Annotated in this window: 16 protein-coding genes; 5 read left to right on the top strand and 11 right to left on the bottom strand. The window is 34.8% G+C overall.

Annotated elements, in window-relative coordinates; genetic code table 11:
• Nucleotides 1-75 precede the first annotated feature (75 nt).
• From BAZ10_RS17830 to BAZ10_RS17820, 3 genes are read right to left on the bottom strand one after another with little or no spacing between them, the layout of a single operon-like run.
• Nucleotides 76-1,668 carry an efflux MFS transporter permease gene (locus BAZ10_RS17830; RefSeq protein WP_078773360.1) on the bottom strand — a complete coding sequence of 531 codons (1,593 nt, stop codon included), beginning with the start codon at nt 1,666-1,668 and terminating at the stop codon, nt 76-78.
• Nucleotides 1,661-2,725 carry an HlyD family secretion protein gene (locus BAZ10_RS17825; protein WP_078773189.1) on the bottom strand — a complete coding sequence of 355 codons (1,065 nt, stop codon included), beginning with the start codon at nt 2,723-2,725 and terminating at the stop codon, nt 1,661-1,663. The genes BAZ10_RS17830 and BAZ10_RS17825 overlap by 8 nt, the downstream gene beginning before the upstream one ends.
• A gap of 4 nt (nt 2,726-2,729) precedes the next feature.
• Nucleotides 2,730-4,052, bottom strand: a complete 1,323-nt coding sequence (locus BAZ10_RS17820) for a TolC family protein (protein ID WP_078773188.1) — start codon at nt 4,050-4,052, stop codon at nt 2,730-2,732.
• 134 nt (nt 4,053-4,186) lie between these two features.
• Here BAZ10_RS17820 and BAZ10_RS17815 point away from each other — a divergent pair, with 134 nt between their 5' ends.
• A complete protein-coding gene (locus BAZ10_RS17815) occupies nt 4,187-4,984 on the top strand; it encodes an AraC family transcriptional regulator (RefSeq protein ID WP_078773187.1) in 798 nt (265 codons plus the stop codon).
• Between the two features lie 204 nt (nt 4,985-5,188).
• Here the strand turns inward: BAZ10_RS17815 and BAZ10_RS17810 are convergent, their stop codons facing one another.
• The 7 genes from BAZ10_RS17810 to BAZ10_RS17780 all read right to left on the bottom strand — a co-directional run bounded on the left by BAZ10_RS17810 (nt 5,189) and on the right by BAZ10_RS17780 (nt 12,118).
• On the bottom strand, nt 5,189-6,361 hold the full coding sequence (locus BAZ10_RS17810; RefSeq protein WP_078773186.1) for a hypothetical protein: 1,173 nt from the start codon (nt 6,359-6,361) through the stop codon (nt 5,189-5,191).
• Nucleotides 6,362-6,414: 53 nt separating this feature from the next.
• Nucleotides 6,415-7,194, bottom strand: a complete 780-nt coding sequence (locus BAZ10_RS17805) for a toxin-antitoxin system YwqK family antitoxin (RefSeq protein WP_078773185.1) — start codon at nt 7,192-7,194, stop codon at nt 6,415-6,417.
• Nucleotides 7,195-7,203: 9 nt separating this feature from the next.
• Nucleotides 7,204-7,635 carry a DinB family protein gene (locus BAZ10_RS17800; RefSeq protein ID WP_078773184.1) on the bottom strand — a complete coding sequence of 144 codons (432 nt, stop codon included), beginning with the start codon at nt 7,633-7,635 and terminating at the stop codon, nt 7,204-7,206.
• A gap of 118 nt (nt 7,636-7,753) precedes the next feature.
• Nucleotides 7,754-8,920 carry a glycosyltransferase family 87 protein gene (locus BAZ10_RS17795; RefSeq protein WP_078773183.1) on the bottom strand — a complete coding sequence of 389 codons (1,167 nt, stop codon included), beginning with the start codon at nt 8,918-8,920 and terminating at the stop codon, nt 7,754-7,756.
• Between the two features lie 361 nt (nt 8,921-9,281).
• A complete protein-coding gene (locus BAZ10_RS17790) occupies nt 9,282-10,265 on the bottom strand; it encodes an alpha/beta hydrolase (protein ID WP_078773182.1) in 984 nt (327 codons plus the stop codon).
• Nucleotides 10,266-10,373: 108 nt separating this feature from the next.
• On the bottom strand, nt 10,374-11,246 hold the full coding sequence (locus BAZ10_RS17785; RefSeq protein WP_078773181.1) for a helix-turn-helix domain-containing protein: 873 nt from the start codon (nt 11,244-11,246) through the stop codon (nt 10,374-10,376).
• A gap of 239 nt (nt 11,247-11,485) precedes the next feature.
• On the bottom strand, nt 11,486-12,118 hold the full coding sequence (locus tag BAZ10_RS17780; RefSeq protein WP_078773180.1) for an NAD(P)H-dependent oxidoreductase: 633 nt from the start codon (nt 12,116-12,118) through the stop codon (nt 11,486-11,488).
• A 350-nt stretch (nt 12,119-12,468) separates the two neighbouring features.
• On the opposite strand from BAZ10_RS17780, the gene BAZ10_RS17775 reads away from it, so the two are divergent.
• Nucleotides 12,469-13,977, top strand: coding sequence for an amidohydrolase family protein (locus BAZ10_RS17775; protein WP_078773179.1), 1,509 nt, complete (start codon nt 12,469-12,471; stop codon nt 13,975-13,977).
• Between the two features lie 96 nt (nt 13,978-14,073).
• Nucleotides 14,074-14,439: a winged helix-turn-helix transcriptional regulator gene (locus BAZ10_RS17770; RefSeq protein WP_078773178.1), complete on the top strand. Its 366-nt coding sequence runs from the start codon at nt 14,074-14,076 to the stop codon at nt 14,437-14,439.
• Between the two features lie 97 nt (nt 14,440-14,536).
• On the opposite strand, the gene BAZ10_RS17765 is transcribed toward BAZ10_RS17770, so the two are convergent.
• Complete coding sequence (locus BAZ10_RS17765; protein WP_078773177.1) at nt 14,537-14,884, bottom strand: winged helix-turn-helix transcriptional regulator; 348 nt, start codon at nt 14,882-14,884, stop codon at nt 14,537-14,539.
• A 135-nt stretch (nt 14,885-15,019) separates the two neighbouring features.
• Here BAZ10_RS17765 and BAZ10_RS17760 point away from each other — a divergent pair, with 135 nt between their 5' ends.
• Both BAZ10_RS17760 and BAZ10_RS17755 read left to right on the top strand, forming a co-directional pair.
• Nucleotides 15,020-16,081, top strand: a complete 1,062-nt coding sequence (locus BAZ10_RS17760; protein WP_078773176.1) for an NADH:flavin oxidoreductase — start codon at nt 15,020-15,022, stop codon at nt 16,079-16,081.
• 205 nt (nt 16,082-16,286) lie between these two features.
• Nucleotides 16,287-17,690, top strand: a complete 1,404-nt coding sequence (locus BAZ10_RS17755) for an alkaline phosphatase (RefSeq protein ID WP_078773175.1) — start codon at nt 16,287-16,289, stop codon at nt 17,688-17,690.
• Nucleotides 17,691-17,854: the final 164 nt, after the last annotated feature.

Here is a 17,854-nt window from a genome sequence, read left to right as displayed (position 1 = left end):
GGGAATTAATATTTGAAACAGTTCTGTCAATATTCGTTGCCTCTTCAGAAATATTCGTTGTAGCCTTCATAGAATTTAAGCCGGAGAAAGTCTTCTGGATTTCAGATGCAGAATAGTTTTATTTAAATAAGGAAAAAGAAGGATTAATAGAAGCGTGGCAAAAAGGAGCCAACTCATCATTTCATAATAATCCATACTAAATCTTAAAAGGCTCTGCGTTTCTACTTTCTTTAACAGTAATTTATCGGATGCTTTTATGATTTGATCTTTATTCATCCCTTTAGCACTTAGTCCCCCTGCCTGTTTACTCAAAATACTTTTTACCGTTGGATCCAATACAGTCAGGTGATCCTGAAAAGCATTATAATGCCTGCTTTTTCCGAGAAGCTGAAAAAAATTAATGACAGCAATGCTGGTGCAAAATCCCAGATAGCGTATGGTAAGGGCTGTAGCTGCAGCTGAATGACCTATAAAAAAAGGAACAGCAGATATAATATAAATAATAGTGGGTACCATTAGTATTCCCACTCCCAGCCCCTGAAGCGCCAAAGGCATAAAATAATTAAAAGGATTAGCCTCGATATCAAATGAAAAATACATCACTACATGAAAAATAAGGAGCAATGAAAAACCTAAAAACCAGATATAGCGTATTCCGACCTTCTTTATAACCATACAGCAGGCCAAAATAACACCAGCAACAATACCCAGAAGGTTAAATATATTGATATAAGAAAGATAAAAAGGGTCAAAATGCAGGGCTGCAGTAAAATAGGTATTGGTAATTCCCGAAGCAAACCTGCAGATATAGAGAATAAATAGAAATACAAGACCTATAGTAAAGTTTCTGTACTTAAAAACTCTGAGATCAATATAGGGATGCTTCATCGCCCTAAAGCGGATAAGCATTAATATTGAAAGTATAAAAATCCCTACAACGCTCAGAAGAATTCTCTGATCTTCCAGCCAGTAATATTCCTGTCCAAAAATCATAATATAACCAAAGAGTACAAGACACCCACTGAGCAACATAAAGCTCTGAATGTCTAATTTATAAAGAGGAAATCTCTTGCCACTCCGGTAATGATTCATGGCAAATGCCAGAAAAATAAGGCAAGGTACATAGGAGAATATGGCCCCTTTATAGATAATATTAAAATTATAAGCGTCTATTATTCCTGCTGTTAAAAGATTATTGACGGGTACAGCACAAATTAAAAGCCCGAAAAAAATTGAAAAGCTGATTTCTCTTCCCCGCTCACTGCTAAGCCTTGAAAAGAATAAGGTAAGAGATAGATTTACATTACAGGCAAACAAAACACCTTGAATAAACCGAACAGGAAAAAGAATATAAATATCATGGGTAAGATAACAGATGAGAGAATTGAATATTTGCAGGCTTACAAATAATAAAAGATATTCTCTGGCTGCCAAAAAACTAAAGAACCTTCTTTCAAGACTATAAAACCCTACATAACCTGCATAAAACAAAATCACGGAAAACTGAATATCCCCTGTTTCACATCCGTAATATCCACGTGCTGCTTCAATATTGGTTAGAGGCAAAAAGAAAATTGCAATCCCCGGAAGTGTCATCAGAAAAAGAAAAAACTTCACAAACCAGTCCGGTGCCCAGCTTTTAAAAAAAGGAATTTTCCTTCTAACCATTACTGTGCTTTTTTGGAGCATATACATTCACATTCATTCCCACTTTTAAGATCTCTGTTTCAGATCTCTGTCCGTCGATTCTAATTCTCACAGGTATACGCTGAACAATCTTTACATAGTTACCTGTAGAATTATCCGGCGGTAATAAAGAAAAACTAGAGCCTGTAGCCGGAGAAAGCGATATAATAGTTCCTTTAAATTCTTTATCCGGATAGGAATCCGCAATGATCTTCACCTTGTCCCCAATATGCATTCCGCTAATCTGAGTTTCTTTATAATTGGCAACCACCCATTTATCAGTTTGGTCATTGACGATAAAAGCCAAAGGCTCCCCCGCATCTATCATCTGTCCTACCTCTACGCTTCGTTTCCCCATTCTTCCGTTATAAGGAGCCGTAACAACAGTATAACTGGTTTCCAGTTTATGTCTTCCAAGCAAAGCTTCCAATCTTACAATTTCCGCCTTTACAACTTCTTTTTCTGCTCTTACGTCATCTATTTTCGAAACAGAAGCTGCATAAGCATCCTGCGAAGACTTATAATCACTTTTGTTCACTTCCAATGTTGCTTCAACATCTTCCAATTTCTGTCTTGTCGCAGATTCTTCATCATAAAGTTTTTTGTACCGGTTATAATCCAGTTCCTGCTTTTTTACCTTGGCACTGTTTGCCATAATCTGCTCTCTGGATGCCGAAGATTCTTTACTCATCGTATGAATAGTACTTTCAAGAACTTTCAACTGAGCCCGTGCTTTTATAAGCTGGGCTCTGGTCTGTTCCTGCTGCAAAATATATTCTCTGTTATCTATAACTAAAAGTGTATCACCTTTTTTTACATTCTGATTTTCTTCAAATTTTACAGCTACAATAAAACCTCCCGCTCTGGCAATTACAGGATTTACATATTCCTGAACCTGTGCATCGTTAGTTTGCTCATATTTGTAATAATTAAAGAGGCTTACTCCTCCCCAAACTGCTAATATCAGGACTACAAGTATGGTAATCCAACCAGTGATTTTTGTGATAAGCTTATCGGTGGCGGTATATTTCTTTTTCATTGTATTATAAAGTTCCTGTAACGTTTTGTAATAAGTAATATTTGTTCTGAGCTATAATTTTTGAACTTTCGAGTTCAAACCGGGTCTGAAGAAGCTGAATATTGGCATCTAAAAGATCAGTAATAAGAGAGGTTTGGCTGAAGTAAGTATTTTTAATAATCCTTGCATTTTCTTTTGCCTGAGAAACATTAATTTCTGCCAGCTTTATCTGCTCCAGAGCTTCAGTATATCTTAAATAAGCCTCTTTTACATCCTGACGGATTTTATCTTCAGTATTTTTATGTGCGATTTCTTCTTTTTCTAACTCGAGCTTCGCGGCCTCTGTTTTCTGAGTATTGTGATAAAGAGAAGAAAGAGAAAATGAAGCTTTCAAACCGATAATTCCTAACGAATACCAGTTGGGATTATACGGATAAAGAAAAATCTGTGGGTTTGCAAAATAAAACTCTCCATATAAACCTACTTGCGGTCTGACATTGGCCTTAACTTCCTTCAGATGAAGTTTGCTCAGTTCTGTCTGCTGTCCGGAGATATGATAGTCAAACGAATATCTGAATGCCTGCTCCAGGTACTGATCATAGGTGATATTCTTTTCCTCTTTTATATCCGTATCTTCAGGAACAATAATTGTTTCATCAGGAACTCCCATGATAACATTAAGCTTCTGCGTGGCAATTAATATATCGTTTTCAATCGTTATTAACGTCATTTCCCTTTTGGATAAATCGAGTTCTGTCCGAAGAACATCGCTCTTTAAAATCACCCCGTTCTTATAAAGGGATTGTATTTCTTTTAGCTGTAATTTCTGATCATGGATATCCTCTTTTATAAGCTTCCGGAACATCAAACTTTTTTGGAGATCAAGATACAGTGAAGCTGCTTTGTAATGAATGTCGGAAACACTCTCATCTTTTCGGATCTTTTTAATCTTCTGCAGAACTTTTTCCTGTTTTATTTTAAGATTAAGCTTATTACCATTATAAATATTAAAATAAAAATCGGCTCCGGCCCTGTAAAGCGTATGGATGACTTCATGTTGTGTTGGTTTTGAGAACAGTCCATTTTCATAAACCGGAATATTAGAAGCCTTCTCCACCGAACCTCTTACACTCAGCTCAGGGAGACGCTCCAATTTAGCATCTTTTACTCTGGCTGCTGAGATATCAGTTTCCAGATTACTCATCTGAATAGGGCGGCTGTTTTCTTCTGCCTTCTGCCATGTCTGCTTCAGGGAGAGATAAAGTGTGTCATGTTTAAGAACCTGGGTCTGGGCGAATGCCGGAAAAAGGGTCCCCAGCATAAAGGCCAGGGTAGAATAAATTTTCATTGAGAACTTATGAATTATCAGAATGCAAAGCTATTTTCTATATGAATATTATTTTTATCCAAAATAGTCAATTTTTACCTGATTCCAGCCAATATAATTGTAACTTTGTATTCTTGATTTTACAGGTATAAATTATGGGCCTAATTGCAGCATTACCAGATATTGACAAACATTCCAGAAGTGTTTTTGTCATGCATGAAAAATCTGAAAAACTGATTCCATTTCACAGACATACAAAAGGACAGCTAAGCTATGTAGAAGGTGGAATTGCCTATATCACAACGGATAACAAAACTTATGTTGTTCCTGCCCGTCATTTTTTCTGGATTCCACAGGGAATGGAGCATCTTTTACGCATTGGCCACTCTGCTACCGTTTTGCGCTCTCTTTATTTCTACGCACATGACGATAGTACCGATCCTTTTTATACTAAACTGGGAATTTATCCGGCTTCAGAACTCTTAATTCAAATGATTAAGTATACCGAAATTTGGGATGAAAAACATGTGAAAGCAAAGGATCACAATTTTGAATTCCTTGTTTCATTAAAAAATATACTTCCTAAAGTCAGCCAATATGCTTTACCTATTGTCCTGCCTATGACAGATGATTATCAGATGAACAAAATACTTCTTTATCTGGATCGTAATATTGGTGATAAACATACTTTGGTAAGTATAAGCGATCGTTTCGGAATGAGCGAAAGGTCTATGTCAAGGCTCTTCAGATCTACTTTGGATATCTCTTTTCTGCAATATCTGAAAACATTGAGAATGGTCAAAGCCATTGAGCTTATCCTAAAATCCCATAAGTCTATTAATGAAATTGCAGACGAAGTCGGCTATAGTAGTATTAGTACCTTTAGCGATACTTTTCATGAATTTACGCAATCCAGACCGTCTGACCTAAGGAAAACAAAAAGCCTGTCTTAAAAACAGGTTTTTCTTTACTTCTATACATCAATACTGATCGAGATTTTCACTATAAAAACGCAGAAATTTTGTCCTTCTATTTTACCTCATCTTATTTCTGCCATTATTTGTGGTAATTTTCTAGATCAGTACTTATGTTCAACCCGACGCATAATCTTTTTCTGCAAGCTTATTTTCAATTCTATATACTCTAAAATTTTATTCTCATTCGTAGTACTCAATTTTAGTGAATTCAGTATTCAGAAGTTTATCGTTTTTAAGCTCTTTCTTTTCTATTTTGTTATTAAACTGATCATACACATACTTATTAGAATACCTATTGTTTTCCTCAAATAATATAAATTCTAAGAGTTGACCATTAGTATTATATTTTCGAGTTTTTACATATTGGGGCTTTTTCTTATCAAGTAAAAATTGTTTTTCTTCCAGTCTTTTACCATCGACGTATTTGTATTCTTCTCTGTACTCCAGATGTCCATTCTTGTAAAACCTCTGTTCTTTCAATTCTCTTTTATCATCATAGAAAACTTCAACTTTTAAAAGTTCGTTATTACTGCCATCAAGATGGGTTTCCGTTATCAATTTGTCATCATTATTAAACTGATATTTTTTTATAAGATGTATTTGATTAGGTTCGCTTCTACTTCCTTTACTAAACGTTATGCTTCCGCCTGCAGTTGGAATATTGAAAAATGTTTTCTGGATGATTTTTTGTGTACTGGAAAATTGAGTTATCGTTTTTTCTCTGTAAACATCATACCTTGGACTATATTCCAAATAAGTTAAGGTATTTTTTTCATCATCATATTTATACGTTTCAACTTTGTCAGGTTTTTCTTCTTCGTAAGTAAATGTTTGTTTAATAATCCTTCCTTTTGAATCGTAGGTTATATTGGTTATTTGAGTTCTCCCTCTACCAATTTCGGTTTCAGATACTCTTCTGCACTTGTCATCAAATATATAACTGATTTGATAATTTCTATTTGACGATTTAATTTTTGTAGGTTCATTGCATTTGTTGTTATACTCATAGATTGAAGTATCGATACTGTTTTCAACGTCGTCTGAACTTAGAGAAGAAATTCTTTTGTATTCTACTTTCGATAAAATCTGATTTTTCTTGTTGTAAGTATTAATTATGCTGTCAATTCTCGAATATTCTGAAAAATCAATATATTTCAAATTCATCCCATTTTCATTATAATAGTCTTTACTAAAAAAAATCGTATCATTTTTATCACCATAACTCACTTTAAATGAAAAGATATTTTTTACTTTACCAAACAACTTATTTTTTTCAAGGTCGCTTTTGTTCTGTCCCAATAAAGGAAAACTGAGTAACATTAATATAAGAGATAGTGTAGTATATTTTTTCATTTTTCTTGAGTTTATTAAGAGCCAAATTAATATATCTTTTATGATTAAGCTTCCTAATGTTTTTCAGTTTTAATTAACTTACCTTTTTCATCGTAAAATTTCCAATCCCCCGTTTCCTTTCCATCTGAATATATTTCTGTTTTTACAAGACTACCCTGTTCATTATAAAATTTCCATTCACCATTATGTCGTCTGTATTTATTATAGATTTCTAAATGCTCCAAATTTCCATTTTGGTAATAGTATTTCCACTCTCCACTTTTCATTCCTTCTTCATAACGACCAATGCTTTCCAATTGCCCATTTTCGTAGAATTCTTTCCATTCGCTTGTTTCACTTCCGTTTTCATCATATAGTGCGAGTCCTCTTATTGCTCCATCTTTATGATATGATTTCCATTGACCAATACTGCTCCCATTTTTCATATCTCCTAAAGACGATAATTGACCATTTTCAAAATAATACTTCCACGGGCCAGTCTTTTCTCCATTTTTATAATTTCCAATATTTTCCAATTGTCCATTTTCGTAGTATTCTTTCCATTCTCCGGACATTTTTTCATTTTCATTAAATGATACACTTCCTCTTAATTTTCCATTTTTCCAGTACCATTTGCTTTCGCCAAATTTCTTTCCGTTCTTATATTTGCTTACTGTCGACAACTTTCCATTATCAAAATATTTGTTTGCTTCGCCAGCCAATTGTCCATTTTCATCCAAATAATATATTTCCTTAACCGAACCGTTTTTAAAAAAGGTTTTTTGCTCTTTATATTGCCCATTACAGGAAAAAAACAAGTGTAAAATAGCCAGTAGAAATAATAATCTTTTCATTCTAACAATTTAAATTGTCTCTAAGTGATGATGCAGATGATCTATATACCCTTTAATAAGCACCTCCAGGGTTAGTATCTCGGGTGTTGTCTTCGAAGTATCACTGGTTCTTTGTAGTGCTTCATCAGGCATATTTTCTACAATGTGAACAATCTGATAGTTAAGCGCTTTCCATAGATTGATAACCTCCGTTGTAGGAATATTCTGATAATTCTGAGCTTTTACCCAGGCATCCTGATCATATACAGTATTCTCATTTTCTTTATACTGGGTCACTACAAACCTGCGGATATTTGTAAAAGCACTGTCACAGAGATGCCCTATAATTTCTTTTCTTGACCATTTCTCCGGAGATGCTTTGTAGGACCATTCTTCTTCAGAAATATTTTCAAATCTCCTTAATTCAGCGTCAACAATTGTTTTAAGTATCTGATATTTCATATTTTTAAATTTCACTTTTATTTATAATTCAGCAAATTAATGATAAATCCTCTGATTTTTGAACTTATTTATTTTAAAACAATATCACGATATTTTATCAAAATTTGACCAAAAATACTTAAGAGCCATATGCATTTTCAATTCTGCTATAAGCATCAGAGCTTTCTTTACTTCCTTGCAATAAGAGTGCTGTATATAATATAAGGAGGCTCATAAAGATTTCGACTTTAAGAGAAGAGAATGCTATAAAGAGCAGAACTACAATAAGATTAACAATACGATTGATGTTACTTGTTAAAAGTAAGAGTAACAGCGGAAATATAAATATCAGATGATGTTGCTCGCTCATTGGAGAAATAAGCAATATGCACAAAAGATACCCTGCAAAAACTAACGGACTCAAGACTTTCTCTCTCAGTTGCTTTATAAACAAATATACCAAACTGAGCGCTGTAGATACTATAAGAGCATATTTCCCAAAGTATTTAGACAAAAACATTGTTAAAGAATAACCTGAATGGAGATTGGACTCAGAGAAATTGGTTGTTCTGTGCAAAATGAAAATATCTAAATAGTGCTTATAATTTGAAAGCACAAAATCTAAATTTGTGAGAAGTACAGGGATTCCTACCATTAAAACAGCAGAGAATAATACTGTTAAAACAGTAATTTTTATTTCTTTATAAAAAAATAAGAATCCTAAAAAGATTAAAGGGGTTACTTTTATGGAAATAGCCAACGCTAAAAACAAAGCGGAGAGAATATATTGAGATTTTCTAAGGTATTTAAAAAATAATACACAGAAGCAAAGCACAATAAAATTGACCTGTCCATTTAAAAAATTATCCTGAACAATACCAAATAAGGCCAAAAAAGAAATAAAAAAAAGTGAATACTTATTTATTTCCCCACTCCTGCCTGTCATTTTAAAGCATTCATTAAAAGATATATAAAAAGCAATAATACCAGATAAATACCAAATAAGAATGGCTACTTTATAATTAATAATAGTCAAAGGATAAAGTAAGATACACAATGTCTGAGGATAGAGAAAATCGAATTCACTCTCTATGATATATGGATTTTTTAGTTCAAAAAAGTTTCGGGAAGCATTAAGGTAAAGTGTAAAGTCATTACCATCAGGGATTCTCAATGCCCGGTTATAAGTCTGAATAAGAAGTAAGACACTTATGATTAAAAATCCTAGTAATAATAACCAAAAAGTAGTTTTGGAATTCAAAAAAGAGAGGCTGAATCCTTTAGGTTGTTCAGTCTTAATATCCATATATTTTAATTGTTTATTTTACAAATTATTGCTTTGGTTAAGAAGAAATTGGGTTTATCAATAGGATTCCGGAATTAAATAGTATTATTAGAAACTTCAAAAATTCACAGTGATCATTTGTATAAGAATAGTTTATCAGGGCTATTAACCAACAGTCTGTTAAACTCATTTTTTTCATTCATAAAGCTTTTGCAAATATACATCTATATCACGTAAAAGAGAAATAATATCATTTCAATTTCTCTTTTATTCTCGGGAGTTTAAACAAATTTTAATGCTTCCATAACTTCAAAATTTAACAAATAAAAAGAGCCAGCTTAAAATTAAACTGGCTCTTTTTATTTATTTTCAATCTGTTATATTACTTGCTAAGCGCATTTTTAATAACAGCAGCAGCATGAAGTATTGCTGTTTGTACCGCTGGTATATGTGCTAGTGGATTTAATAATCCATAATCATGAATTAAACCAGCATATCTTGCCAATGTCACTGGTACTCCCGCTTCATTTAATTTTCTTGCATAAGCCTCCGCCTCATCACGAAGCACATCGTTTTCAGCCGTTTGTACTAAAGCCTGAGGCAATCCCTGCAATTCTTCCAATGTAGCCTGTAAAGGAGAAGCATATATTTCTTTACGTTTTTCCGTATCTGGCAGATAGTTGTCCCAGAACCATTTCATCATATTTTTGGTAAGAAATCTTCCTTCAGCAAACTCATTATAAGAATCCGTTTCAAAATTGGAATCTGTTACAGGCCAAAGTAATGCCTGCAATTTAATATGTGGTCCGTTATTATTCTTTGCCATCAAAGAAATTACAGCTGTCATATTTCCTCCTACGCTGTTTCCTACAACTGCAAGATTTTTACCATCAACACCTATTTCATCACCATGCTCTGCCACCCATTGTGTTGCAGCATAGATCTGATTAATAGCAACCGGATATTGCGCTTCCGGAGAAGGTGTATAATCCGGGAATACTGCTACCGCTCCACTTTCTATAACAAGATCTCTTACCAGCCTGCGGTGTGTAGGATAATCTCCAAGCACCCATCCACCACCATGGATAAAGATAAATACCGGTGCTCCAGGTTTGCTGTTTTTAGGTTTGGTGATATGTATATTTACTTTATATCCGTTCTGCTCGATCACACGTTCAGTTTCTTCAATTCCCGAATAATCTACTTCTACAGATTTCTGGGCGCCTACTAAAACCTGACGAGCCTCTTCAGGGCTTAGCAGTTCCATAGGTTTGGAATCTGCCGTGTTTAATGCTTCTAAAAATGTACGTACTTCAGTAAAAACCTGAGGATCGTTTTCTCCTTTGTAAGACCTTGGTTGTGCCATAATATTTGTTTTTAATAAGGTTAAAAAATAAAATTGACTAATTAATTACTCATTGATATTGCAAAGCTACTTCACTACAGACTTTTTGAGAAGGTACAAAAAGCAATATTAATTGTACATTTTTCCCTCGTTGTATTTTTTCCTGAAATTAGATGTATTGTCACCTACTTTTGAGGAAAATAACCTGTTAAAATAGGCTGGATCTTCATAGCCCAATGCGTAAGCAATTTGCTTTGCACTCATCTCTGTATAGATTAGTAGTCTTTTAGCTTCAAGAATAATACGATCCTTAATTACCTCATTAGGTTGTGCCATATTCATTTTCCGAAGTCTGTGTGTGAGTGTTTTAGGAGCAATACCCATTAGTTCGGCATAGTCTGCAACAGTATGTTTTTGTCTGTAATGATTTTCTACAAGTAGACTAAACTGTCGGAAGAAGGCTGTATCATTGTCTGTTGCATCATGTGCTTTGTCCAGATGCTGCATACTCCATAATCTTGTAGACAGTATGATAATCTGTTTCAAATAGACCCTAAGCATCTCTTCTCTCTGGGCTTTTATTACTTTGAATTCTTCTTCTATTGCCTTAAAGATATAAGTAATCATTATTTTGTCTGTGGCTGACAAACCAATCACAGGTATATTGCTTAGATTATTAAACAAAATACCATCACAAGCTACCTCAGCATCGTGTATCTGAACACAGTAAAAATCACGGTTGTAATAGATCATCAGTCCTGATTCCTCTCCGGCTTTTTCAATCCTGAAATGCTGGTTGCTATTGATAAAAAAAATGGAGGAAGAGTCTGTTGTGTACTTCTTAAAATCTACTGTTATCGTATAGCCCGCCGGAAGGTATAAAATCTTAATATATGACTTATACTTTTCGGAATTAATTTCTTCCTGATCCGTCTGACTAACTCTGTGCAGTCCTAGTCTTTTATATAATGATTCGAGAGATAGTTCCTTAAATTCAAACATAAACTTAATTTGAATAGTTATTAGTCTGAGCACTGTTAATGGTTAAAAGTAAAAAGATACAGTCCAGCAGTTAACTTTTATAAAATTAAGGATATTTTCCGTACTATCTAGGTTTTATAACAGAACTAGAAAGCCTGACATACTTCTCATCATCATCTCCCCTATGCCATCCTATCGGGAAAATAAAAAAAGAGAAGACTATAAATCTCCTCTTTTATTCATTTGTATAGAACTTATGTTTAGCTAAATTCCACAAACAATTCTTCTTTAGGCCTTCTTACCTTTTCCAGCTTGTTCCACCAGTCTGTATTCTCATCTTTATATCCTAAAGCCATCATTACAGTACTCTTTAGTCCCTGAGCAGGAAGATCCAAAAGCTCATCAACAGACTTATTATCAAAACCTTCTATTGGGGTAGCATCAATTCTGAGATCTGCAGCCACCAAAAGACCGAATCCCAGTGCGATATAAGTTTGTCTTGCAGCATTTACAAAATGCTGATCTTTGGTTTGTTTAGCTAGTATATCCAGTAAATTCAGACGGTATTCGTCTGTAGTAGAATCTGGTAAATTCCGTACCTGATTGCTAAATTCAAAAAATGAATCTACCCTTTCCGTTGTATATTCATCCCAGGCAGCAAAAACCAATATATGAGATGCTCTTATAATCTGATCCTGATCACGGGAAATCGGTTGGAGCTTTTCTCTTAGCTCTTTGTTTGTAATAACCAAAACTTTAAAGGGCTGCAAACCGGAACTGGAAGGCGCCAGACGTATTGCCTCCAGAATTTGTTCCAGTTTTTCTATCTCTATAGTTTTTCCGTTATAAGCCTTTGTAGCAGATCTCCAGTTTAGTGTTTTTTGTAACGACATAATTCTGTTATTTTTTATTTCTTAAATGATGCATAATGAGATATTATATCTTAAATTTTTCATTCTCATTCTTATTCTGCAAAGTTACATGACAAAAGCTGCTTTAATACACCTGTTACCCAAAAGTAACCAGTTACCAATAAGTAACTACCTGCTATTATCTATCCGGAAATACTTCTGTTGATTTAACTGTTCTTACAAATATAATGTCAGCAGAGATCATGGCGTTTTTTTTGCATTCAGAGAACAGATTTTCATAAATAATATGAAATCCCGTTATTTGCACAATTTTTTATTCCGGAAATAATAATTAAATCATTTTAAGCACAATCTCGTGCATCCACTATATTATGATGAAAAAAACTCTTATTTACATTTTATTCTCAGGCCTTCCTCTTATGGGGAGTCAGCATATAATAGCTCAGGAATCTTCGTATCAGCAGAAAATAGACCTGTTAGACAAAGAGAATAAAGCTTTAAGCTTTGATGCCGATCTAAAATTATCTGATGTAGAAAAGACATTGGATAAAAAACTATTCCAGTTGCGTAAAGAATTACTTACTGAAACTGAAAAGCAAAATATACCATTATATAACAGTTCTTTTAATCAGCTAAAACCTCTGATTGAAAACAGCAAATTATTTGATATTCTCCAGTCTATGCCTAAAGGGGGGCTTTTGCATACACATAGTGGTGGGATTACCGATGCAAAATGGATCATTGCAACAGCGAGAAAATATAAAGAAGGTTATGTTTATGTTCAGAAGGATAATGATCAATATATTTTCGGGCAGATGGCTTTCTTTTCAAAAGACAATGTCCCTGCAGGATTTGTCAGCCTTGATGAAAAATTAAGCTCTGATCCAAGTTTTGAAAAGCAGTTACTAGAACTTCTGTTACTGAAACGGGATCAGCTATGCAACTATACGGATTACTGGATAGAATTCGAAAAACGTTTTAAACGTACAGGCTCATTACTATCTTATCGTCCTTTCTTTAAAGCATATTATCTGAAAGGATTTCAGGATTTAATAAAAGATAATGTACAGCATGTAGAGATCAGATTTATTTTTGATCAGCTTTATGATTTTCAGCATGGGAAATATCCTTTAAACACATCTATTATGGATCTACAGGACATTCTTAAAGAAATTCATAAGACAGCTCCACAGTTTACACTGAAATTAATCTATTCTAGCTTTAAATTTTTGGATTCTAAAGGGGTTGACAAACAGCTTGAAGCAGCTTTCCAGCTAAAGAAAGAATTTCAGGATATGATTTCGGGATTTGATCTTGTTGCCGATGAGGCTGCCGGAAATAGTATTTACTCCTTCCGTGAAAGCTGGATGAAATTAGATGAGCTTTCAAAAAAATACGGCGTAGACATGCCACTTTTCCTGCATGCCGGTGAAAGTAATTCTGTTTTCAATAAAAATGTTCTGGATCTTGCATTACTCAATAACAAAAGAATCGGTCATGGCCTAAACCTGATCTATTTCCCAAAAACATTGGAACTGATTAAAAAACAAAACAAACTGGTTGAGGTAAGCCCGATCAGTAATCAGATTTTAGGTTATGTCAGCGATATGAGAAATCATCCTGCAAGAGTTTTGTTAAGCAACGGAGTACAATGCTCTATTAACAGTGATGACCCAGGAGTATATGGATACGAAGGACTTAGTTATGATTTCTGGGTTGCCTTTGTATACTGGGAATTAGATGTGAAAGCATTAAAAAAATTAGTTTATAATTCAATTAATTACTCCTCTCTGAACGAAAGAGAAAAGAAAGAATCCATTCTTTATCTGGATAAGCAATGGAATGATTTTGTCCAAAAAACGAATCAGAAACTGAATTAAGATTATAAGGATGTACCCGGTAATTAGTTACCACTTAGTAACCGGGTATATTTTTGTACGATGAAACAGCTAATTTTGTCATTTCATTTTTAAGCTATGAAAAAGCAAAGAACAGAATTGGGACCGGACTGCAAAATGCACCTACGCGGTGTAGAAGATACAGTATATTTATTGGGTGGAAAATGGAAAACCATTATCATCAGCCACTTATACTTTGCTGGCAAAATGCGGTTTATGGATCTTAAAAGACAACTGGAAAAAGTAGCTGCCAAAACGCTTTCAAAAGAATTGAAAGAACTTGAAATGAACAACCTTGTTACAAGAACCCAGAACAATACGATGCCTGTGACGGTAGATTATGAACTTACAGACTTTGGAAAAAGCCTTCATGATGTTATCGACACGATGTCAAAATGGGGTATTAATTACAGAAATGAACTACTCCGAAACGGAAATAAATAACTAAGAATATAGTACCTATTTCTTTCTCATCTTTTTATAGTTTTCTTAGCAAATTCGGTTTTTGTAAAGAGGATTTCCTGCTTTTTCGGGTTTATTACTATACATCTGCTAATTCCGAAATTTCTTTAGTTTCATATTGTTTTTCCCAATCTTCCAACATAAATAAAATAGGCAGCAGTGCCAGCCCTTTTTCGGTTAAGGTATACTCCACTCTTGGTGGTAATTCCTTAAACTCGGTTCTGGTAACCAATCCATCCTTTTCCATTTCTCTCAACTGATCGGTAAGTACCTTGCGGGATATCACATGGATGCGTGCCGCAATTTCTCCAAAACGCAGCGTACGATCTTTTATAACTCTTACAATTACAGGCTTCCATTTACTTCCAAGTGCCGACATCGCCTTTACAAGCGGACAATCACACTCTGCCATTTGTTTCTGTTTCATAAGTTACCTCTTTGTTACTAATGTTGGTTACAGCAAAGTTACCACATTTTTTTACTTAATAGATACAAAAATGAATTATTATTAGTTACTTTGTGTAACAAATGTAAAATTAACTTTATAAAAATCTTATAAAAAATGAATACAGACTCATTATTTAGTCCTTTTATCTATAAAAACCTTCATCTGAAAAACAGAATCGTAATGGCTCCTATGACCCGTGCACAATCTGCTGCAGGTATCCCTACTCCGGAAATGGCAGGCTACTATTCCAGAAGAGCAGCTTCAGAAGTTGGACTTATTCTTTCTGAAGGTACTGTTATCAACAGACCTGCATCCAAAAACTTACTGAATATTCCTGATTTTTATGGTAATGAAGCCTTACAGGGATGGAAGAATGTAATTGATCAGGTGCATGCAGAAGGTGGTAAAATGGGACCACAGATATGGCATGTAGGTGACACAAGAATGATCAAAGAATATCCTGAAGTTCCGATGGAGGCAGCAGCTACAATGAGTATTGCTGATATAGAAGATACTATCAAACAATTTGCTGCTTCTGCAAAAGCTGCAAAAGACCTTGGATTTGACTGTCTGGAAATACATGGTGCACACGGATACCTTATCGATCAGTTCTTTTGGGAAGGTACAAATACCAGAACCGATGAATATGGCGGAAAAACACTAAAAGAAAGAAACCGCTTTGCTGTAGAAGTGATAAAAGCAATAAGAGCAGCTGTTGGTGAAGATTTCACTATTATCATACGTCTTTCTCAGTGGAAACAACAGGATTACAAAGCCAGATTAGCAACAACACCTGCGGAAATGGAGGAATGGCTTTTACCATTAAAAGAAGCCGGAGTAGATATCTTCCACTGTTCTCAGCGTCGTTTCTGGGAGCCTGAATTTGAAGGTTCGGATCTCAATTTTGCCGGATGGGCTAAAAAAATCACTGGCCAGCCAACTATTACAGTAGGATCTGTAGGATTGAAAGGTGACTTTCTTTCAGCTTTCGCTGGTGAAGGAACTGAGAAGACTGACCTTTCTGAATTACTAAGAAGATTAGACAGACAGGATTTTGATCTTGTTGCTGTCGGAAGAGCTATATTGAGCGACTACCAATGGGTTCAAAAAATTAAAAACGGAAATACAGAGGAACTTTCTGATTTTTCTGCAGAAAGTCTGAAAGTACTATATTAACATAGGAATGGTTAATCCAAAAAGATAATCTTTTAACCCGGCTTATTTATCAGCCGGGTTCTTTTATATCTGAAGTTTTCCTTTTACCAAATCCCAACAGAAAGTATTAAGCACAAAATTAATATTCGTTTACAAATAATTAACGCAACATTATTGCATTAATTAAAATTAACACCTATATTGCAGTCCATTAAATGGTTATAAAATGGACAGACGCAGGTTTTTAAAAGGAACAGCATTACTTTCAGGATTTCTTACCATAAATCCCGCCGGACTAATAGCAGGTAGTAGCAAACCGGCTTCCGGAAGCAAAAAAACAGCTAAGAATATAATTTTTATGATTAGTGACGGAATGAGCTCCGGAACTTTGGCTATGGCAAATCAGTATTCCCTGAACACACTTGGAAAAAACAGCTACTGGATTGGGCTTTATCTGGAAAACAAAGTAAGCCGCGCGCTTATGGATACGGCTTCTGCGAGTTCTATCGTAACCGATTCTGCGGCAGCCAGCTCAGCTTTTGGCGGTGGAAAACGGGTAAAAAACGGCGTTTTGAATATAGGTGCTAATGGAGAAATACATACTCCTATATGGCAGAAATTCAAAAAAGCAGGCAAGAAAACAGCTTGTGTAACCACTGTGACAATCACACATGCAACACCAGCCGGGTTCTGCATTAACTCAGAAAAAAGAAATGCAGAACCGGAGATTGCGGAAAAATATGCACAGGAGGGATTTGACGTCATGATGGGTGGTGGCGACGAGTTTTTCAACGCTGCAAAAAGAGAAGATAAAAAAGATATTTACAGCCTATACCAAAAGAAAGATTACCAGATTCTGAAAAATCGTTCAGATTTACAAAAAACAGAAAGAGGAAAAAAATTACTGGGTGTTTTCAGTACGGGTGCTCTTCCCTATACCATTGACAGAAATAATATCCCCGGACTCCAAAGCACTCCTACCCTTTCAGAAATGACTAAAGCCGCAATTGATCAGATTAAAGATAACAAGGAAGGTTTTGTATTACAGGTGGAAGGCGGAAAAGTAGACTGGGCAGCCCATGCTAATGATGTTGCAGCACTTATTCACGATCAGTTAGCTTTTGAGGAAGCTGTAAAAGCTGTAATGGATTTTGCTGAAAAAGATGGTAATACACTGGTTATTATAACTACTGATCACGGAAATGCCAATCCGGGAACCATATATGGGGCTGAAGCAACTAGAAGCTTCAATACGATAGCCAATTATAAATATACGAATGAGTATATCCTAAATAATATCCATGAAAACTTTAATCTGCAGCAGATGAAAGACTGGATTTTTGAAACCAACAAATTTAGTCTTACCGACGAAGAAGCCAAACATTTGCTCAGTTTTTATACAGGTGCGGAGAAACAGGAAGAAGGTATATACAATTACAAAAAAATGCCTTTCAAAGCCTATTCAGAAATTCAGAAAAAACATAATTCTGTGGGCTGGATCAGTATGGATCACTCCGGAGATTATGTAGAACTTGCGATGTACGGACCTGGCAGCGAACTCTTAAAACCATTTGTAAAAAATACAGACCTACATTACCTGATGCTGGAAGCAACAGCAGTACATATATAAAACACAATATAAACATAAAGGTATATTATACCTAAAAGCTATTCTGCTACAAAACTGTTAATTTATTTCAGCGGAGTAATTTATCATAATAACAATAAATTTGGTTTGTTAACAGTTTTAACAGGCGGTCGGGATATTCCGACTGCCTAATTTTTTATCATATG

Source organism: Elizabethkingia occulta, assembly GCF_002023715.1.
Taxonomy (GTDB): domain Bacteria; phylum Bacteroidota; class Bacteroidia; order Flavobacteriales; family Weeksellaceae; genus Elizabethkingia; species Elizabethkingia occulta.
This window is presented reverse-complemented; position numbering and strand designations above follow the sequence as displayed.